General features: G+C 62.7%; 18 protein-coding genes and 1 pseudogene. 6 read left to right on the plus strand and 13 right to left on the minus strand.

Going from position 1 to position 19796, the window contains the following annotated elements:
- Positions 1-20: 20 nt before the first annotated feature.
- Positions 21-626 carry a hypothetical protein gene (locus TQ98_RS27990; RefSeq protein WP_197708599.1) on the minus strand — a complete coding sequence of 202 codons (606 nt, stop codon included), beginning with the start codon at positions 624-626 and terminating at the stop codon, positions 21-23.
- Between the two features lie 436 nt (positions 627-1062).
- Between TQ98_RS27990 and TQ98_RS16630 the strand changes: the two are divergent.
- A pseudogene (locus tag TQ98_RS16630) lies at positions 1063-1203 on the plus strand (JAB domain-containing protein); the annotation flags it as partial.
- A 49-nt stretch (positions 1204-1252) separates the two neighbouring features.
- On the opposite strand, the gene TQ98_RS16635 reads toward TQ98_RS16630, so the two are convergent.
- On the minus strand, positions 1253-3916 hold the full coding sequence (locus TQ98_RS16635) for an AAA family ATPase (RefSeq protein WP_044874673.1): 2664 nt from the start codon (positions 3914-3916) through the stop codon (positions 1253-1255).
- Between the two features lie 154 nt (positions 3917-4070).
- Between TQ98_RS16635 and TQ98_RS16640 the strand changes: the two genes are divergently transcribed.
- Positions 4071-4268 carry a hypothetical protein gene (locus tag TQ98_RS16640; protein WP_052659244.1) on the plus strand — a complete coding sequence of 66 codons (198 nt, stop codon included), beginning with the start codon at positions 4071-4073 and terminating at the stop codon, positions 4266-4268.
- A 116-nt stretch (positions 4269-4384) separates the two neighbouring features.
- Here TQ98_RS16640 and TQ98_RS16645 read toward each other — a convergent pair whose 3' ends face one another.
- The 5 genes from TQ98_RS16645 to TQ98_RS16665 all read right to left on the minus strand — a co-directional run bounded on the left by TQ98_RS16645 (position 4385) and on the right by TQ98_RS16665 (position 8496).
- Positions 4385-4984 carry a hypothetical protein gene (locus TQ98_RS16645; RefSeq protein ID WP_052659243.1) on the minus strand — a complete coding sequence of 200 codons (600 nt, stop codon included), beginning with the start codon at positions 4982-4984 and terminating at the stop codon, positions 4385-4387.
- A gap of 322 nt (positions 4985-5306) precedes the next feature.
- A complete protein-coding gene (locus TQ98_RS16650; RefSeq protein WP_044874671.1) occupies positions 5307-6356 on the minus strand; it encodes a dihydroorotate dehydrogenase in 1050 nt (349 codons plus the stop codon).
- 14 nt (positions 6357-6370) lie between these two features.
- Complete coding sequence (locus TQ98_RS16655; RefSeq protein ID WP_044874670.1) at positions 6371-7303, minus strand: DUF6282 family protein; 933 nt, start codon at positions 7301-7303, stop codon at positions 6371-6373.
- Positions 7304-7330: 27 nt separating this feature from the next.
- The gene (locus TQ98_RS16660) at positions 7331-8101 is read right to left on the minus strand and encodes an aldolase/citrate lyase family protein (protein WP_044874669.1); all 771 of its coding nucleotides are present in this window, start codon (positions 8099-8101) and stop codon (positions 7331-7333) included.
- On the minus strand, positions 8098-8496 hold the full coding sequence (locus TQ98_RS16665) for a cupin domain-containing protein (protein WP_044874668.1): 399 nt from the start codon (positions 8494-8496) through the stop codon (positions 8098-8100). The genes TQ98_RS16660 and TQ98_RS16665 overlap by 4 nt, the downstream gene beginning before the upstream one ends.
- A 220-nt stretch (positions 8497-8716) precedes the next feature.
- Between TQ98_RS16665 and TQ98_RS16670 the strand changes: the two genes are divergently transcribed.
- On the plus strand, positions 8717-10147 hold the full coding sequence (locus TQ98_RS16670; RefSeq protein WP_044874667.1) for an NAD-dependent succinate-semialdehyde dehydrogenase: 1431 nt from the start codon (positions 8717-8719) through the stop codon (positions 10145-10147).
- 199 nt (positions 10148-10346) lie between these two features.
- Positions 10347-11174, plus strand: a complete 828-nt coding sequence (locus tag TQ98_RS16675; RefSeq protein WP_103102993.1) for an IclR family transcriptional regulator — start codon at positions 10347-10349, stop codon at positions 11172-11174.
- Between the two features lie 118 nt (positions 11175-11292).
- Here TQ98_RS16675 and TQ98_RS16680 read toward each other — a convergent pair whose 3' ends face one another.
- The 5 genes from TQ98_RS16680 to TQ98_RS16700 form a co-directional block, all read right to left on the minus strand.
- Positions 11293-12102: an ABC transporter permease gene (locus TQ98_RS16680; protein WP_052659242.1), complete on the minus strand. Its 810-nt coding sequence runs from the start codon at positions 12100-12102 to the stop codon at positions 11293-11295.
- Positions 12099-13304, minus strand: a complete 1206-nt coding sequence (locus TQ98_RS16685) for an ABC transporter permease (RefSeq protein ID WP_044874664.1) — start codon at positions 13302-13304, stop codon at positions 12099-12101. Before TQ98_RS16685 ends, TQ98_RS16680 begins: the two co-directional genes overlap by 4 nt.
- Positions 13305-13323: 19 nt before the next feature.
- Complete coding sequence (locus tag TQ98_RS16690) at positions 13324-14373, minus strand: ABC transporter substrate-binding protein (protein WP_044874663.1); 1050 nt, start codon at positions 14371-14373, stop codon at positions 13324-13326.
- A gap of 94 nt (positions 14374-14467) precedes the next feature.
- A complete protein-coding gene (locus TQ98_RS16695; protein WP_044874662.1) occupies positions 14468-15580 on the minus strand; it encodes an ABC transporter ATP-binding protein in 1113 nt (370 codons plus the stop codon).
- A 35-nt stretch (positions 15581-15615) separates the two neighbouring features.
- Entirely contained in the window at positions 15616-16986 is a 1371-nt protein-coding gene (locus TQ98_RS16700) for an aminotransferase (protein ID WP_044874661.1), read from the minus strand.
- Here TQ98_RS16700 and TQ98_RS27650 point away from each other — a divergent pair.
- Positions 16949-17338 (plus strand): hypothetical protein, encoded by a 390-nt coding sequence (locus tag TQ98_RS27650; protein ID WP_146036023.1) that lies wholly within the window; start codon positions 16949-16951, stop codon positions 17336-17338. The genes TQ98_RS16700 and TQ98_RS27650 overlap by 38 nt on opposite strands.
- Positions 17339-17352: 14 nt before the next feature.
- Positions 17353-18129 (plus strand): IclR family transcriptional regulator, encoded by a 777-nt coding sequence (locus TQ98_RS16705; RefSeq protein WP_044874660.1) that lies wholly within the window; start codon positions 17353-17355, stop codon positions 18127-18129.
- 119 nt (positions 18130-18248) lie between these two features.
- Here the strand turns inward: TQ98_RS16705 and TQ98_RS16710 are convergent, their stop codons facing one another.
- Positions 18249-19682 carry an NAD-dependent succinate-semialdehyde dehydrogenase gene (locus tag TQ98_RS16710; RefSeq protein WP_044874659.1) on the minus strand — a complete coding sequence of 478 codons (1434 nt, stop codon included), beginning with the start codon at positions 19680-19682 and terminating at the stop codon, positions 18249-18251.
- Positions 19683-19796: the final 114 nt, after the last annotated feature.

A 19796-nucleotide genomic window follows, 5' to 3' on the forward strand; every position in this document is an offset into this window, starting at 1 on the left:
TGCTGGGGCCCCTCGGCGCCTCAGTCCGCCCAGAACAGACCTCGCGTGGGCGGCGGTGGAAGCGCCGAGTAGATTGCCTGCGCTCTCTGATAGTCGATCAGGTGCTTTCCGTGCGCCCAGGCGAGCACGAATTGCCTGATCTCCCACGGCGAGAACGAGAAATCCTTAGGCAGCTTCAGCTTCCTCTTCGCCGACGCGTCGGCGGAGTTGCACTGCTCACAGACCACGGTAGGCTCAAATCGAGGCGTGAACCATGACGGAAGCTGCCAGCCGAATTTGTCGCCCGCGTGGTCATGATGTTCGTGATATCCGCCAGCCCACCCAAGACGGCGGCCCGGCTTATTCGGGTAGAGCACCGTCCAACGGAGGATGTGATACTTCGTTCGGGTGCATCCTGGACATTGCCAGTCCTCGACAAGGCCCTTGTAGATGTTGCGGCAATGGGCGCCATCGAACGCTTGGTATTCCTCCAAGGTGGGGCGTTTGACCTCGAAGTTATGCCGCAGGGTGCCTTCCCGCGCTGGGTTCTTGATTCCCGTTCCCTGGCAGGCCAGGCATAGCCCGTTGAAGAAGCGGCGCGTGTCTCCCTTCATGCACATGCAAGGGATACCAAGGGCAGTCGGCATTTTCGGTTCTGATTCCATCCAGCATTTGCGGTCGCGCTAGCTTTGACCACTTTTCTGCGCGCTACAAGCGGTTAGAGGTTCTCCGCCGTTAACGGGTCGATCCGCGTGTGATGCCGTGAAACTGAGCCCGTCTCATTGTGACATTGCGGAAAGAGCCCGGCTCGGCACGAGAGTTAATCAGCCTGCGCGCCGAGTGCGAGCGCTTCAGCTATGACACGGTAGACGTCCGAGTTTTCCAAATAGCCCCTGAAGGCCTCCGCTCCCGGCCCGCTTGCCTGCAGCACCTCATCGTCAATCGCATGGGTGCCCGCATCCAGCTCGCGCGGTAAGTTGCCGGTCCTGAGCACCGCGCCGGGCACATTCTTATAGGCTTCGTTGGCGACGAACGTCTTGTTTTCGTCCTCGGCAACAGACGGGACGAAGGGGCCATCGAGCTTCGGCCGAGGCGAGCACAGCCGACAAGATCATTACCGCTCGGCTCAGGGAGGCCCTGGATCTCGTGGACGTTCGCGTGCTCGACCACATCATCGTTGCTGGCAAGAAGGCCCTGTCGTTCGCCACGAAGGGTCTGCTGTAGTCAAAAGGGGGCATCGCCCCCTTTTCTGCACTACGGTTGTTCCGCGCGCCTACCGGCCGCGTCGCAGGTCGATTGCATCAAGCTCTTGGAGAGTTTGAATAACGGTTTCCACCACTTCTGCGTCGAAATCGTCCCGATCCGCTTCCTCATGTGTCCCCTTGTTCAGATAGGTCCAAACGAGGTTGGCTTCAGGGATACCCAGAATCCTGCCATAAGCGGCAACCAGCCGATCCTTGCTTGCGTGGTTGAAAGTACCAGCTTCCCGGAGCTTTTTGAGGATCGCATCGCAGACGTTGCGCAACGCAGGTTCCTTCCCCACGCCGGCCAGTTGGAGGCTAAGAAGTCCAAGGTCGTGGCTGACCATCCATCCCCACGTCTTCTCCGTCAACATTTCGAGGGCCTGGCGACAAGCAGCCAATGCGCCCCTGTCATTTAACAGATCCTTCGCCGCCCGAGCTTGAGCGATGTAGTTGCCGGTTGGCACATTTCTCGTAATTCGTGGCTGATAGTCGCCTGTGTGATGGCGGAACAGGATGACGACGCATTGCTCGCGCTGCCTCTGGGGCAGATGCTGCTGGATGTCCTTGATGAACTCGTTGCTATGGCAGGTAACGATCAGCTGCATATCCGGGAAGTTGTCGTTCTCGAAGATTGCTTCCCGAATGCCCGCGCGATGATCGTGGTCGATCGCGTTGATCGCATCATCGAACACGACCAATGGGCTACCAATGCTCTTTGCCTTGGCAAGGAGGATCGCAAGCCCGAGGCATCGAATGTGCCCTTCGCTTAGGATATGCAGCGCATCTACCCGGACGCCCAGTTTGCCCCGAAAGACGATTTCAATCTTGTCGTAGCCGGTCAGGGGGAGATGCAATTCCGCAAGCTTGTCGGCTTCGAGGTCATTGCGATTGAACTCGTTATAGAGAGCCATCGCCGTCTCGTTGGGACCGGCCATGAGCCCGCCCGGCAGCTGCTCGCGGTATGCCCGAATTTCACCCAGGAACCGGTCGTAGGCCGCCTTGATCGGAGAGTCACGCTCGATGTCTTGCTCTTCCTGGGCGACCTCTTCGGTCAGATCAGCATTGGCCTCATCAAACTCGGCAATCCGGTTCTTCGCCGCAGCCACGTTATCGGCATTCTGCTGACGCTTCAGATCCTGGGCCTGCACCTTCAAACGGACGGCGTTTAACCCGTCGCGCTCTTCGATGTTTCTTTGGCGCTCCTGCTGGGCTTGTGCGGCAGCCGCGTCCTGTGCCGCCACTCTGTCGGCGACCGCTAGCAGCTGTTCGAGCGTCACAGGTTCTGGCGCCAGCGGCTCCTCCGGTTGAAGCGTTGTCCACCAGGCGCCCAAGGGTTCATCCGCGAGCCCAGCAAGATAGCGACCAACGGCGGTCTCATCCTCCTGGTGGGCGGTGACGAACCCGTTCAGCACAGTCAACTGATGGCGCAGGGCCCTCGAAGCAGTTCCGAATTCCGCTTCAGCGGCAGCAAGGCCTTCCTGCAACTCGGCAAGGTCTTTCAGGTCGTCCAAGCCTGCTCGGGCCTTCTCGTAGGGATTGGTGACGACGTGTCCCGGCCCAAGCAAAGGCGTATCGCAGGCGGGGCAATGATCGCCCTCAGTCTCCTGAAGGGCGACCACGGAGTTATAGAGATCCATGAACGAGACCTGCGCGCTGCGCTCTGACAATGCAGTCTCGATCCCGTTGACCTGTTCGTGTCGTTCCTGGGCCGCCTGAAAAGATGCAGAAAGACCGTCGCGGGTCAGACCGATGACGGCGGGTGGGACGGCATTGAGAATTTCCTCCAATTCCTGCAAGCGACCCGGGGCGTCTTCGCTGCCGATCAACGCCTTGAGCCCTGCGTAGGTTATGTCTGCCGAGTGACTACCCGCCAATTCGGCTTCTTCCTTGTCCAGCCCCTCCAGTGCTGCCTTCTCCCCATCGACCGTCGCCTGGTCGTTCGCCAATCCTTCGCGGCGGGCCGCCAGGATGTCCGCCTTTTGGGGGTCAAGGACGAGCTGGCGATCCATGCTCTCGTTGAAGTTACCGACGAAATCGCTGAACTGGTCCATGCCAAACAAGGTGGCGATCAATTCGGAGCGCTGACCTGCGGGCCGCGCTGCGATCCGCGAGAAGGCGTCTATTCGGTTCTTCTCAACGAAGCAGAAGCGGAAAGCTTCCGAATTCGCCAGCACATTCACTTCGCGATCCTGGTGATCGGTCGCGGTCAGAATAGGCGGAGCAAATCTCTCTTCATGAATATTGGCGAGATAGACACGCGGATCGATGCGCTTGCTTTCGGCCTCTTCGACGACGCCGAGCAGAGAGTACTCCAGTGCTTCGCAGAAACTGGTCTTGCCGCTGCCGTTCGGGCCATAGAACAGGATGATGCGCTTCTGGAGATCGAAAGGCTCAGGCCTGCGGAAACCACGAAACGGCCCGAGCGTCAGATTGCGCAACCGCTTCCAGGGCCAATCCCCATTCGCCGCAGCATCCTGAGCCTCAGGCGCCTCGTCCGAAGTTTGAGCAAGAGACGCCCGCATCAGCCCGGTCAAATAGATGGATCGCTGGCTGCGATTGCTCGACGTCCGCGCCAATGCATCGAAATTCGCAAGCGCCAGATTGGCAAGGCGCCGCACATTGGAAGGGATTTCCTTGTCCGCCTGATGAAGCCAGACGATAAAGCGCTCAAAGTCCTGCTTGGCTGACGCCATGTCTCCCCCTCGAATTCCCAGTCAGTCTCCTAGCCTGGCGCTATCGCTCAGTTCGAACTACGCCAGTGCGTCCCTCACTCTAGGATTGTATTGGTTAGCTTCTGGAAATGCGCCTGCCGGGACACCGCCGTTGCCGCGGCTGGAAACCGCGCCGATGTACATCACTGGCAACTGGGACAAGAAGTACGGCGACTACGAAGCCATCGAAAACCTTGAACCGTGGGAACGGATGGATGCTGCAATCGAGGCGATTGAGGCGAACGACACGGCTGTCAACATCCTCGTGACGCAACGCCGCACGCACATCGGCCAACACGAGATCACGGCCGTCTTCGAGGCTCTCCGGCGCTGACCGCTGACGACCTCAGAGGCAACAGGCGGCTGAGGCCTCCTGTTGCCTCTCTTCACGCCGATTGAGCCACGGCAGCCGGATCGACCGGCAGCCATGGCTTCGGGCACGCCCGGGATTTACGGGCTCACGCCATTCGCAGAGCGATGCGCCTGTGCAAATGCCAGGAACCGCTCGCGCCCATCCGCAGCCCCTTCCTTCAGGTGCCACAGTGATGTCTGCGTAACGAGGTTGAACGGTTCTTTCTCCTCAGCGAGAACAGCGGCCGTCGTTGTCGAGAGGATGAAACCATCACATTTCCCGTCCATGATGGCTCTTTGGAGAACACGTCGATTGCGGTTCACGAAATCCATGTTGAAGGCATCGAGAAACTGCATACCCGACGCTCGGTTCTGGTCATAAAGGAGGCGGCCGGCCGGTGGCAAATCATCCAGGTTGAGTGCGATGATTCCACCGTTTCCGAATGGGGCAAGCTGCTTGGCACCCTTGCTGACGTGACCTTCGACGCCTTTCTCCGACCAGAATTTCTTGCAGGCGATCGGATACTCGCCCATTCCGAAATCGACCACGATATCCGGCTCCGCGGCTTTAGCGGACAGACCCGCATTCGACAGGTCAGCGAGCAAGGCCACTTCCCAAAGTGCATCCTTTCCCTGAGACGCATCTCTGTTGTCGGGCTGGTCGTCACCATCCGGGCGCTTGTCCTTCTGATAGACCACATCAAATTGGCCGCTGATTCTACCCGCACCGACTTTTCGTACAGAACCTAGCGAACGGCCTACAACAACGGTGTTCTGAACGATGGCGGTAGCACGCCCACCATCGCACCGAATTTCACAAGCTTCTATGGCACTGGGGGTAGTAACAGTTCCCAGCTATCTACAATCTCCCGGACCAGCCGCTGGATACGGGCAATCCTCCCCTGCGGAATCGGAGGCGACCGATATGCACAATCGCACATCACCGTCCCGCGGAGCCGCGTAGCAAGTTCTGGATCGATCCGTTTCCAGTGAGCGTTCCGCCCAATGATTTGTCTGGCCATCATTCAGTTCTCGGAGCAAAGCCCTGCCAGTAGCCGGGACGATCAGGTTGCTGCTGATAGGTCTCGACGTGATCCGCAGCCATTCCGAGAAGTTCGCTTACATTGCGGCCTCGGCTGCACAGGTATCGATCCAGTTCCTCGATAGCTTCGCTGAGCACGCGGTAGCCCCCGGTGAAAACGGCCGAGGTGAGTTCGGTGGCGCAGGCTCCGGCCAGAAGAAAACGCGCAACATCCAGGCCACTGCGTGCGCCATTGGTGGCGATCAGCGGGTAGTCCGCCCCAATGGCCTTGCGCGTCAGCATCAGCCAGCGTGCCGTGAGCGGCAGGGCCCAGCCACCGCCGATGGCGGCGCTGGTGCCGAGCAATGGCCGCTCGCTCTCCAGGTCCGGCAGGAAGCCCATGAAACGCCCCATCATCACCACGCTGTCGGCACCGCCCCGACGGGCTGCCTGGGCCAGCCCCACTACGTCTTCGCTCTGCCCGGTGAGCTTGATCCACAGCGGCAGACGCGTCGCCTGGCGGATGTGCCGCACTATCGCTTCGATGCGCTCGGCACCGCGCTCGAGCACGATGGCCCCCTTGGCGGCCTCCTCGCCGTGGGGAGCGCCGATGTTGAGCTCCAGGACGCGCATACCGGCATCCTCAATCTTCCGGGCGAATGCCGCGCAGCGCTCCAGGTCGCTGAGGATCAGGCTGGGGATGACGTAAGCGTCCTGCTTGCGCGCTTCGCGGTCCAGTTGCTGCAGGTCGTCGAGCCACTCATCGAAATCGCGCTGGACCAGCCCGGAGCGACCGAACAGCATGGCGTCCGGCGGCGGTGCGAAGTTCCACGGCAGGCGGTTCCACTGCGCATCGAGCAGGACGTAGTCGGTCTTGTCCAGTTGCTCCTTGGCAGCCGCCGACTCATTGGTGGATTTCGCGACCACCGCCGCAGCGCCGGAAGCCAAAGCGCTGCGTATGGCAGCCATGGTCATCGTCTGTTCGCCGGCTCCGCAGATCACCGGGTTCTTCAGGGTCAGGCTGGCGACCTGGGTAACGAGGCGGCTCATGCTGGCTCTCCGGGTCAGATATTCATCAGTCGGGCGGCATTCAGTGACGTCATCTTGCGCACGTCTTCCTCGCTATAGCCCAGGTCCAGCACGGTGGCGATCACATTGCGGAAGCCGTCGACGATGGTCGGGTTGCCCTGCTGCCCGAGGTCCGAGCCGAGGATTGTCAAGTCCACCGTACCCGCCTCGATCACCTGTTTAAGGAACTCGGTGTCGTAGAACTTGAACTTCGAGCCAGGCACCCACATGCACATCGAATGCTCCATGTAGACGCCCCCCCTGGCCAACTCGCGCATGTCATCCAGCGTGGCGTCGACCACATAGGTCGGGTGGTTGACCAGCAGGCGCTTGACGCCGCGCTTACGAGCCTCCTCGAACAGCGGCCAGATCTCGCGGATGTTGAGATGGCCTGCCGACAGCACCACGTCCTGCGCTGCGATCAGGTCGAGGATCGCTTTCACCTCGTCGCGCAGCTGATCGTTCTCGTCCAGCACGCTCAGTGGCACCGGCTGCAGCATGCGCTGGGTGGTCTGGGGAAACTTGTCGACGAACTTCACGTCCTGGTGGTGATGGGCGATGTGGTTGGCCGAAGAGAAGGTCGGCATCCACACCAGGTCGGCGCCCAGCTTCAGGCCGTGCTCCACCGCGTGCACGTTGAGGCCACCCACCGCGTTGTTCAGCGGCACACCGGACAACATGCGCACATTGAGGTCGGAAAAGTGCTTGTTGAGCAGTGTGGTGACGGGCGTGCAACTGTAGTAGTGGTCCTTGAGCAGGACCGCCTTGAGCCCGGCCCGTGAGGCTTCCTGCATGGCTTCGATATGGTCGCAGTAACGCGGCATGACGGACGGGCCGCTGTGGCAATGCAGGTCGATGGCACCGTGCAGCAAACGGTCGATCTGAGCTTCGCGTTCCGAGGAAAAGGTTTCAGGCAGTACGGAATTCATGGCATCACCTTGTTCTTGGGATGGGAGTCAGAGGGTACGAATGCTGTGGAAGGTCTCTGCCTGGCGAGTCCAGCCGGCGCGCAGCACCGCCTGGTCAGAGCCGACAATGAAGAAGCTGGCGCCCTGGTCGACGTAACGCTGCACATCGTCGATCGCAGGCACGAACAGGCCGCTGGCCTTGCCGGCTCGCTGGGCAGCTTGCAAGGTCTGACTCACCGCGCGCTCGACAGCGGGATGGTCGAGATCATAGGTACCGAGCGACACCGCCAGATCAGCACGCCCCACGAAGAGGCAGTCGACGCCGTCGACAGCGGCGATGGCGTCCAGGTGGTCAAGCGCTTCGGCATCCTCGATCTGGACCACCAGCGCGTGGCGTCCATCCTCGATTTCCACATGCGTGGAAAGACTGTTGCGCCCGTAGCCACCAGCCCGCGGAGAATTGGAGAAGCCGCGCGTGCCATTGCGGTAGCGGCAAGCCGCAACCGCCTCCTGGGCTTGCGCGGCCCGGGTAACGTGCGGAATCAGCACACCGTCGGCCCCCAGATCCAGCGCCTGGAGAAGCGTCGCAGGACGGCTGTCGGGAACACGCACGACGCCGCAGATACCCGCCGCGCGGCACGCCAACAGCCCGATGTCCAGACTGTGGGCGGTAAACCCGGCATGCTCGGCATCGAGCACCGCTACGTCGACGCCGGCAATTCCGGCGATTTCGATGCTGGCGTGGCCCGGAGTCTTGATGAAGCTACCCAGCAGCAGATCACCCGCCCGCAGGCGCCAGCTCATGCTCGACGCGCTCATGCGATGGCTTCCTTGCCGCTCTCGGTGAACTCACCAGCCTGGTACTCCACGAGGTGGCGATAGTCATCGCGTAGCGGCGAGAAGATATCGAGGTTCATCACCACTTCGTCGCCCAGCGGCTCGGCGTAATGAACGACATGCGGGGGAATACGCAGCATGGTGCCCGGCCCACCTTCGACGACATCGTCGCCCAGATGAAAGCGGACGCGGCCCTGCACGATGATCACCAGCTGTTCGAAGGTGTGGCTGTGGGGAAAGACGTCCATCCCAGGGGTCAGCCAGTTCATCACGCAGATGGTGTCGTCGCCCCGAAAGCCAACGCGCTCCACACCTTTGCGGACGGTTTCCCGGGGCAGGTCATTCCAGTTGTGGAGCAAGGCAGTTGCCAGATTCATCGAGGGTCTCCTGATTCGTCTTTTCAGATTTCGTTTCTCTGAAAAGAACACAATTTCTCTGTACGACCCAAAACTACTCCGCATCCATATCTGCCGTCAACGCCTTTTTCTCCCGCACAACCCTTGACACCGGCAAAATTCCGTCACTAGGATTGTATCTCCATAGAGAACTTTATTTCTCTGTAAAGAACAATGAAACAACCCTCGAGGAACCAGCCCAATGCAAGTCATCCAATCGCTGTTGATCGATGGAGAATGGTCGTCCGGCAGCCACGAACGCCAAGGCGAGGTGTTCAATCCGGCGACCGGCGAAGTCATCGCGCAGCTGGGGTTTGCCGATCGCAGCGACCTGGACCGCGCCCTCGCCGCCGCCAGCAAAGGCTTCGACACCTGGCGCAAGACCTCGGCCTATGAACGCTCGCGGATTCTCCGACGCGCTGCCGACCTGGTCCGCGAGCGCTCCGAAGAAATTGCCGCGCTGATCACCCTGGAACAGGGCAAGCCGCTTGCCGAGGCGCGCATGGAGGCCTTCGGCGCTGGCGACCACATCGACTGGTATGCAGAAGAAGGCCGTCGTGCCTACGGCCGGGTGATTCCGCCACGGGTACGTGGCGCCCGGCAGATGGTGCTGCGCGAGCCGATCGGTCCGGTGGCGGCGTTCAGCCCGTGGAACTTCCCGGTGAGCCAACTGGTACGCAAGATCGCCGGGGCGCTGGCCGCCGGCTGCTCGATCATCGCCAAGGGCCCGGAAGAAACCCCGTCGTCCTGTATCGAACTTTGCCGGGCCTTCCAGGATGCCGGCGTGCCACCAGGGGTGCTGAACCTGGTGTTCGGTGTTCCGGCGGAGATTTCCGACTACCTGATTCGCTCCGAGGTCATCCGCAAGGTGTCCTTCACCGGGTCGGTCCCGGTGGGTCGTGCCCTTGGTGCACTGGCCGGGCAGTACCTCAAGCGCTGCACCCTGGAGCTAGGTGGCCACGCGCCCTTCATCGTTTGCGATGACGTCGATGTGGACGCGGTCGCAGCCCTGGGCGCCGGACTGAAGTTCCGCAATGCCGGGCAGGTCTGCGCGTCACCAACCCGTTTCTACGTCCAGGTCGGCATCCACGATCGCTTCGTCGAAGCGTTCAGCCGGGCCAGCGCTGCGCTCAAGGTGGGCGATGGCACCAATGCCGACACCCAGGTGGGACCACTGGCCAATCCGCGCCGCGTGACGGCGATGCAAGCCTACGTGGACGACGCACTGGCCGTCGGCGCCCAGCTCGCCCTGGGTGGCGAACGTCCGGCTCAGCCAGGGTTCTACTACGCGCCCACGGTGCTCACCGGCGTGCCGGAGCAGGCACGTATCATGAGCGAGGAACCCTTCGGCCCGATCGCTTCGATCATCGCCTTCGACGACCTGGACGAGGTGATCCGCAAGGCCAACGCCCTGCCCTTCGGCCTCGCCGCCTTCGCCTTCACCCGTTCGATCCAGCGCGCCACCTTGTTGGCCGACGAGCTGGAAAGCGGCATGGTCTCGATCAACCACTTCGGCCTGGCCGCTCCGGAAACCCCCTTCGGCGGCATCAAGAACAGTGGCTACGGCAGTGAAGGCGGCAGCGAGGGGCTGGAGGCCTACCTGACCACCAAGTTCGTCAGCCAGGTGGGTTGATTCCACCGCCAGGCTATCTGATCAAGCTCGCCAAACAACTGCCACCCCTGCCTTCGGCAAGGGTGGCAGTTGTGCTTCAGCTTCCCGAAACGCTCGAAGCCATCCATCCCTCGGCTGAAATTGGTGTCGCACACCAACACAAGCATTTCGGCAAGCGATACAATTCAGCCTACCTCAGCCCAGCCCCAGGAGATGGATTGTGAACGCTGACGACCAGAAGACCGAAGGCGGGTCCAGCGGACCGGCCCTGCTGGAATCGGTGGAGATGGTGTTCCGCCTGCTCGATGAACTCACTGCCGCGCGGCGCCCGCTGGGCGTCACCGAGCTGGCCCAGCTGCTGCAGACCGCCAAGCCGCGGACCTATCGGCACCTGGCCTCGATGCGCCAGCTCGGCATACTCGAACAGGACCCCACCAGCGAGAAATACCGCCTTGGCGCCCGCCTGGTGGCCTACGGCGAAGCGGCCAGCGAGCAGTTCGACCTGCGCGCCCTGGCCGATCCGTACCTGACCCGCATCCGCGACGCCACCGGGCAGACCGCCCTGCTCGCGGTGGCGACCCACGATACGGCCCTGGTGGTGTCCTGCGTCGAATCGAAGGCCAACGTGTGCATCTCCGTAAAGCCGGGCAACCGCGTGCTGCCCTACTGCTCGGCCCAGGGCCGCACCGTGCTGGCCTTCTCCGACACCGCCAGCCAGCAGCGGGTGATGCGCCGCAAGATGGCACCGCTGACCGAGCGCACCTTGTGCGAACCGCAGCAGCTGGCCGAGCGCCTGGAGTTGATCCGGGAAAGAATGTACGACGATGCGGACAGTGAAATCACCATGGGGATCAACGCCCTCTGCTGCCCAATATTCCGCGAACACGACGTGATAGTCGGCACCATCGGCATAGTCGGACCCAGCTCGGCCATTCCGTCCCCGCCGCCGCCGAGCATGCTGCGCGAGCTGCAATCCGCGGCGGCGGAAATCAGCGAACGGCTGCATGCCGGCACCTATCAACGGCAGGCCTTGCCGGCGCTCTCTTAGCACCGCAACCATCTGGCCTGAACGTCGCTGGGGAGCTTCGTCAAAAGAGCGAGGCCCCACCCTGCCCTTTTGCCGACACAGTAAGGGCAGGAAGAGGCCTCGGTAATCGCACGCAGGCTCAATCGCCCTTGCGCTTGGCCAGGAACTGCGACAGGACCAGCAATGCGGTAGCGAACAGCACCATGATGGTCGCTGCCGACAACAGCACGGGGCTCAGCGCCTCGCGGGCGGTGGTGAACATTTCACGGGGCAGGGTTCGCTGGTCGGGGCCGGCGAGGAAGAGCGTCACCACCACCTCGTCCAGCGAGGTGGCAAACGCGAACAGACCGCCGGAAACCAGCCCCGGCGCCACCAGGGGCAACGTGATCTTGCGCAGGGTCACCCAGGGCGTCGCCCCCATGCTCGCCGCTGCCCACAACAGGCGCTCGTTGAGTCCGCTGAGGGCGGAGCCGACGTTGATCACCACGAAGGGCACTGCCAGCGTCGTATGGGCCAAGACCAGGCCAGCGAAGGTCCGGGTCAGGCCGAGGCTGGAGAACACGAAGTACATGCCGACCCCGACGATGACCGCCGGCACGATCATCGGTGCGATCAGCAGGACTTCCACCACGCGCCGACCCGGCAGGCGGGGATGGCGCAGGCCGAGTGCGGCCAGGCCACCCAGCGTCACCGCCAGGAAAGTGCTGAGCAGCGCGATGGCAAAGCTGTTGAACAGCGCGCCAAGCCACTGGGTGGAGCCGAAGAAGTCGTCGTACCAGCGCCAGGTGAAGCCACCCAGCGGCAACGACATGTAGCGGCTGTCGCTGAACGACAGCGGCAGCACGATCAGGATCGGCAGCACCAGGAAGGCCAGGACCACCCAGCCACCGAAATACAGGCCCAGGTCGCCAGCCAAGGCCAGGCGACCACTGTTGGGATTGCGGATCATTGATTCCCTCCGCGCGCCAGGCGCGCCTGGACCAGATAGAGCAGCGTGGTGACCACCAGCAGCACCAGGCCGAGGGCCGATGCCAGGCCCCAGTTGAGGGTGCCGGTAGTGAATTGGGCGATGTAGAAACTGATCATCTGGTCGGCCGGACCGCCGATCAGCGCCGGGGTGATGTAGAAGCCCAGGGTCACAATGAAGACCATCAGTGCCCCGGCGGCAAGCCCTGGCAGCACCTGCGGCAGGTAGACCCGAAAGAACGCATACACGGGCCGCGCGCCCATCGAGTAGGCCGCCTGCACCAGCAGCCGGTTACGCGAGCGCATCGCCGCCAGCAAGGGGAAGACCATGAACGGCAACATCACGTGGACCAGGGCCAGGATCACTCCGAAGCGGTTGTAGAGCAGGTGCACAGGGCTGTCGATCAGCCCCATCCGCTGCAGCAGCGTGTTGACTATCCCCTGGTCCTGCAGCAGGACCATCCAGGCCGTGGTGCGCACCAGAATCGAGGTCCAGAACGGCAGCAGGATGAGCAGCAGCAGCAGATTCCGCGTACGGTCCATGCGGCGATCGAGGAAGGCGCACAAGGGGAAGGCGAGCAGTACGCAGAACACCGTGGTCACTGCGGCGATGGTGAAGGTCCGGGCGAGGATCGAGCGATACAACCCCTCTTCACCCTTGTCGACCACCCCTTCGATGTAGTCGTGCTTGAGATCCAGCGCCGACAGCAGGTGATAGGTGCCCACGGGGCCGCTGGCGCGCTTGAAGGTCTGCCAGGTCGCGTTGTCCAGCCAGCGCGGGTCCAACGCCGCCATGCTGCGCGACGAGCCGTCCAGCTCGCCGGCGGCACGCTTGGCGGCAGCCAGCATTGCGCGCAATTGCGGGGCCTCGTAGGACAGGCGCCGGGTGACGCCGGCCAGATCCTTGGGGGCGACCTTGCGCAGGTCCCCGGCCAGGGCCTGGAACATTCGTTCATCGGGTGGCGAGGCGCCGTTCCAGCGGGCCACCGCCTGTGCCGTGGCGGGAAGGGCCTGCGGCAGCTCGGCGTCGGCCACGCCACGCCAGAGCAGCGTGGCAATCGGACCGACGAAGGTCACCAACAGGAATATCAGCAGCGGCGCCAGCAGGGCGTAGGCCCGCAAGAGACCGAGTCGGTCCTTGCGGGCGACCACGGGCTCCGAACCGGCGTGGACGATTGCAGTCATTTCAGGGCCTCGGCAACTGTCACTTGGCGGACCAGGCGGTCCACTTGGCATTCAACTCGTCGATCCGGTCGACCCAGAATCTGTCGTTGAGCACCAGCACATTGCTGCTGTTCTGCGGTGCACCAGGCATGTCGGCCAGGACGGCGGAGTCGAGTTCGGCGATCCCCTTGACCGAGGTGATGCCGGTCGGCTGCAGCGCCGGCCAGAGCTTCTGCTGCTCAGGGGTGCCCATCACTTTCAGCAGCCCGTAGGCCTTGTCGACGTTCGGCGAGTTGGCCAGGATCACCCAGCTGTCCATGGTCTGCAGGGACTGGTTCCAGACCAGACCAAAGGGCTTGTGGTCCTGCTTGACGGCATTGGTGACGCGGCCGTTGTAGGAGCTGGTCATCACCGCCTCCCCAGAAGCGAGCAGTTGCATCGGCTGGCCGCCGGCCTTCCAGAACAGCAACTGGCCCTTGATGCTGTCCAGCTTGGCAAAGGCGCGCTCCACGCCGCCGGGGGTGTTGAGCACCTTGTAGACGTCTGCGGGAGCCACGCCATCGGCCATCAGGGCGATTTCCAGATTGCCTTTCGGTCCCTGGCGCAAGGCACGCTTGCCCGGGAATTTCTGCAGATCGAAGAAGTCGGCCCAGCCCTGGGGTTCGCCCTGGAGTCGTGACTTGTCATAGCCGAGTACGAAGTTGTAGACCGCCGCCCCTACCCCGCACTCGCTCGCAGCGCCGGGTATATAGCTTTCCTTGCCGCCGATCCGACTGAAGTCGAGGCTGACGAACAGCCCCTCGCCGCAGCCCAGTTGCAGATCCTCACCCTCGACCTGGACGACGTCCCAGCCGCTGTCGGCGCCTTCGGCCTTGGTGCGCAGGATGCCAATGCCGCTGTCCCAGGAATCTTCCAGCACCTTGTTGCCGGTGGCCTGACTGTAGGGTTCGAAGAATATCTTGCGTTGCACTTCCTGGTAGGCGCCGCCCCAGGAGGTCACCGTCAGGTCGCGGGCCTGGGCGGTGCCACCCAGCAGGGCAAGGCCGCAGAGCATGAAGGAAAGGGAGCGAAGCGGGCGTTGCTTGAACATGGTTTGTCTCCGAGCCGTTAATCTTCTTTGTGGTTGGCAGCAGTAGCAAAACGTGGTCGTCGAGTTCGGCAGGAATCTCTGTTGTTATGGCGCCTCAACGCAGGATCAGCGCGTGTTCGGCTGGCAGGGCCAGGTCCACGACCTCCCCCGGTATTGGCAGCGGGCGTCCGAGATGCCCCGGGTTGAACTTCATGGTCAGCGCGCCACCCCGTGCCAGGTGCATGCGCAGGATGCAGTGGGCGCCATGGAAAATACTGTCGGTCACGGTGGCCCGCAGGGCCGGCTCGCCGGGCCTGGCCAGGCGCACGTTCTCGGGACGTATGGCCAGGGCCGCAAGATCTCCGGTCCCCAGCTGGGCGTCGGCACAGGCCACCTCGTGCAGGGAGCCGTCCTCCTCCAGGCGTATGCGTGCGCTCGCGCCCTCGCGCTGGGTTAGGGTGCCTTCGAGCAGGTTGGTCTCGCCAAGAAAATTGGCCACGAAGCGCGTGCTGGGGCGGCTGTAGATGGCCTGCGGCCGGTCGATCTGGGCGATCTTGCCGTCATGGAACACCGCGACCCGGTCGGACATGGTCATGGCCTCCTCCTGGTCGTGGGTGACATAGACGAAGGTGATCCCGAGCTGACGGTGGATCGCCTTGAGCTCCAGCTGCATGTGTTCGCGCAGGGCCTTGTCCAGCGCCCCCAGGGGCTCGTCCATCAGCAGCATGCGCGGCCGGTAGACCAGCGCACGCGCCAGGGCCACGCGCTGCTGCTGACCACCGGAAAGCTGGGCCGGGCGGCGCGATTCGAAGCCCTCGAGACGGGCCAGGGCCAACGCCTCGCTGACCCGCTGGCGGCGCTCGGCGGTCGGCACCTTGCGCAGGCTCAGCGGGAAGGCGACGTTCTCGGCGACGCTCATGTGCGGGAACAGCGCGTAGCTCTGGAACACCACCCCCATGTCGCGCTTGTAGGCCGGCAGGCGGCTGATGTCCTGGCCATCCATGAGGATGCACCCGCGATCGGGGGAGTCGAAGCCCGCCAGCATCATCAGCGTGGTGGTCTTGCCCGAACCGCTGGGACCGAGCAGCGACAGGAACTCACCCTGGACGATATCCAGGTCGAGGTTGTTGACCACCCAGTTACGCTCGTCATAGGTCTTGTGGACCTGCTCGAAGCGCACCAGGGGCGCTGCGCTCGCCGCCACGGGGGCGGAAGGCTCGACGGCCATGCTGTCCCTCTTCAGGGCTATCACGGAGTTCGATCTCATTGCTGAATACCCGCGTGGACTTCATCGAGGGATTCAGCCAATGCCTGCAGGATAGTCTCCACCTGATCGGCATCGATGATCAGCGGCGGCGCCATGACCAGGACGTCACCCAGGGCGCGCAACAGAACGCCGCGCCGTTGCAGGGCAGCGGCAACCCGGGCGGCGACCTTCAGTTCCGCCGGGAACGGCGCCTTGCTGTCCTTGTCGGCGACGAATTCCAGCGCCGCCATCAGGCCGACCCCGCGCGCCTCGCCAACCATCGGGTGGTCGCCCAGGGCGCGCACCCCCGCCTGGAATCGAGGCGCCACTTCGGCAACGCGGCCGAGGATGTCGAGCTCGTCATAAAGGCGCAGGGTTTCCAGGGCTACCGCGGCGGCCACCGGATGGCCGCCATAGGTATAGCCGTGGCCGAACCCGCCGAGGGCGGCGCTCTGGTCGGCGACGACCTGATAGATGCGATCCGACACCAGCAGCGCCGAGATGGGCTGGAAGGCCGCCGACAGGCCCTTGGCGCAGGTCAGCATGTCCGGCTCCAGCCCCATGGCCTGCGAGCCCCAGTAATGGCCGGTGCGACCGAAACCGCAGATGACCTCGTCGGCCACCATGAGGATCTCGTACTTGCGCAGCACCGCCTGGATCTTGGCGAAGTAGGTGGCCGGCGGCAGGATCACGCCCCCGGTCCCCATCACAGGCTCGGCGAAGAAGGCACCGACGGTATCCGGGCCGGCATCCAGGATGGTCTGCTCCAGCTCGGCGGCCAGGCGTGTGGCGAAATCTTCCTCGCTCTCCTCCGGCAGTCCCTGGCGATACAGGTGCGGACAGCGCACGTGAATCACGTCTGCCAGCCCTTCGCCCCAGCCATTGTGCATGTTGGGCAGGCCCGTGAGGCTGGCGGCCGCCAGCGTGGTGCCGTGATAGCTGCGCTGGCGTGCGATCACCCGGCACTTGCCAGGTTTGCCGATCGCTCCGTGGTAGTAGCGCACCAGCTTGATCGCGGTGTCCACGGCCTCGGAACCGGAACTCTGGAAAATCACCTTCTCCAACCCGCCCGGTGCACGCTCTACCAGCGCCGCGGCAAGTTGCGCAACGGGGCCGCTGCTGCGGTGGGCGAAGGTCTGCTGGTAGGGCAGCTTGTTCATCTGGGCGAAGGCGACCTCGGCCAGGCGCGGCTGGCTGAAGCCCAGGGTCGCGCACCACAGCCCGGACATGCCCTCGATGTAGCGCTCGCCCGATTCGCTGAAGACGTAGATGCCTTCGCCGCGGTCGATCATCAAGGGCCCCACCTGCTCATGCAGGCGCAGATTGGTCTGGGGATGAAGGTGATGGGCGATGTCCCTGCTCGCCAGGTCCGAAGCGCTTGTCGTCATGATCGTTCCTCGTGTCATTCTGTATGCATATGCGGTACGTGGTTTTATTTTTACGACCATCCGGCATCATCGTCAAATACTTTTTGTTTCTTTTAAGGTAACCGCGTTTCGCTCAGCGAACCAATACAGTGCACCATCAGATGTCACTGCCAGGACACCTGTGGATTCAAGCGGTTACATGGGCGCAGGCGTGGCTTACGCAATGAAGCGAACCTCGGAATTGCCGTCGTCCGTGTTGCTTGACGAGAGAGGAGAAAATGAAATCAGGTTTCTCCTGTGCAAACAGCGTCGCCAATGCAGTAACCTTGCCATCATCGCTGTCGGCACCAGGACAGCCTTCAATGAATCATGAGTCGAGGACGCACCATGAGTGACGATCTTGGGAAAGGAGGGGTGAAATCCGTCCAACTTGCCCTGGACGTTCTGGAGCAGGTCGCCGCCGCGTCGGACGAGATCAGCGTGAGCGAACTGGCATTACGCCTGGGCGTCACCAAGGGCTCGGTATTCCGCCACTTGAGGACGCTCGTAGACAGGGGTTACCTGAACCAGAATCCGGCGACCTCCCGCTACAGCCTCGGGATCAGTGCATACATGCTGGGCAAGGCGGCAGCCAACAGTGTCGACCTGCTGAGCGCCTCGGCCGACGTCATGCGCGACCTTCGCGAAGAGATCGGCTTGTCGGTGGTGCTTTCCGCCCTGCAGGGGCGACGGCTGAAGGTATTGACGACCAGTGTCGGCAAGGCCGCGCTGGAAATAGGCGTTCGACCGGGAACCGAGCTGGAGCTGCATTGCAATGCACAGGGCAAGATCGCGCTCGCCTTTGCACGCCAACTGAGCGCTGGCGTCAATGGAAAGCTGAAGCCTCACACACCCTTCACCTTGACCGACCAGACGGACCTTGCGCGCGAGGTCAACCAGGCTCAACTGAGAGGCTACGCAATAGCTTACGAGGAAGAGACTTTGGGGATCTCCGCAATAGCGGCGCCGATTTTCGGCCCGAATACCGAGCTGCTAGGAACCTTGGCGCTGGTCGGAACGGTGCAGCATATTTCCAAGGCCCCCGATGAGAAGCTCATCGAGGCGCTGAGACGCTCCGCCCTGCGGATATCCTGGAACATGGGCTACAAGGGGTCAGGTGCCTGAGATGCGGAAGTGGAGGTTTTCCTCCACTTCCTCGAGATGTGGGTCGAGTACGGGCACGAATCCGGCAATGCAGTAGACCGCAGAGGGAGGTCCCGCAACCCGCCGACCTCAAAGGGCCTTCAACACCCTACCTGGCTGATGAATTTCGTGGTCAGGTAGGCATCAAGCCCTTCAGTACCACCCTCACTACCGTGCCCGCTCGCCTTGATGCCGCCAAACGGCGTTTCCGGCAGAGCCAAACCGAAATGGTTAATCGAAACCATACCGCTCTGCAGCCGGTTGCCAAGCTCAGTGGCAGTCTTCAGGGACGCCGTGAATGCGAAGGCTGCAAGGCCGTACTCCAGGCTGTTGGCCTGGCGGATCACCGAATCCAGATCATCGAAGCGCAATAGTGGCGCCACGGGCCCGAAAGGCTCTTCGCAAAGGAGTCGCGCCTGCGCAGGGGTATCCGCCAGCACGGTGGGCTCGAAGAAGTTGCCCTTTTGCCCAATCCGCTTACCTCCGGTCACCACCACCGCACCAAGGTCAGATGCATCGGCCACCAGCTCCTGGATGGCGGTCACGCGCCGGGCATTGGCCAGGGGTCCCATCTGCGTAGACGTATCAAAGCCGTCGCCCACCTTGAGCTGCCCGGCCAGTTCGCCGAAGCGCCGGGCGAAGCGCTCGAACACCGCATCGTGCACGTAAAAGCGCGAAGGCGAAGCACACACTTGCCCGGCATTCCGAAACTTGAGCCCACAGGCCAAAGTGGCAGCCGCCTCCAGGTCAGCGTCCTCACAAACGATGAAAGGCGCATGTCCGCCCAACTCCATGGTGGTCAGCTTCAGGTGCTCTGCGGCAAGGGCACCCAGCTTTCGCCCTACAGCAGTGGAGCCAGTGAACGACACCTTCCGAATAATGGGAGAGCGGACCAGGTAATCAGAAACCTCGGCCGGGACACCAAACACCAGGTTCAAGACGCCTTTGGGCACGCCCGCATCATGGAAGCAGCGAACCAGCTCGATCACTGAGCCAGGGGCTTCTTCAGGCGCCTTGATGATAATGCTGCAACCGGCCGCCAGGGCGCCGGCAATCTTGCGCACAGCCTGGTTGATCGGGAAGTTCCACGGGGTGAAGGCAGCGACCGGACCGACGGGCTCACGAACCACCAACTGACGTACGGCGGGATTGCGCGACGGCACGATCCGCCCGTAGGCGCGCCGCCCCTCCTCCGCGTACCACTCGATATGGTCGGCTGCGCTCTTGGCTTCAAGCATGGACTCCGCAATGGGCTTGCCCTGGTCCAGGGTCATGCAGCGCGCCATGTGTTCATGCCGTTCACGAACCAACGCAGCAGCGCGGCGAAGGATGGCAGAGCGGTCATAGGCCGAAGTGATCGACCATTTCTCGAAACCCTTCGCCGCCGCATCCAGAGCCGCATCGAGATCCGTCCTGGAAGCCAACGGCAGTTGGCCGATTTCCTCTCCCGTGGCTGGGTTGATAACCGGCGAGGTGCGATCCGCCTCACCGGCAGTCCATACCCCGTCTATGTAAAACATCAACTCGGTGTACATCGCTCACTCCTCCTGCAATGGGAACGGGGCGCCAATCGAACGGATTCCGCATTGGCAGCGGTTTCGGCCCCCAAAATGACGGCCGAATAAGGTTGACAAGGTGAACCATATCTC

The sequence above is a fragment of the Pseudomonas sp. LFM046 genome (assembly GCF_000949385.2).
Lineage (GTDB): Bacteria > Pseudomonadota > Gammaproteobacteria > Pseudomonadales > Pseudomonadaceae > Metapseudomonas.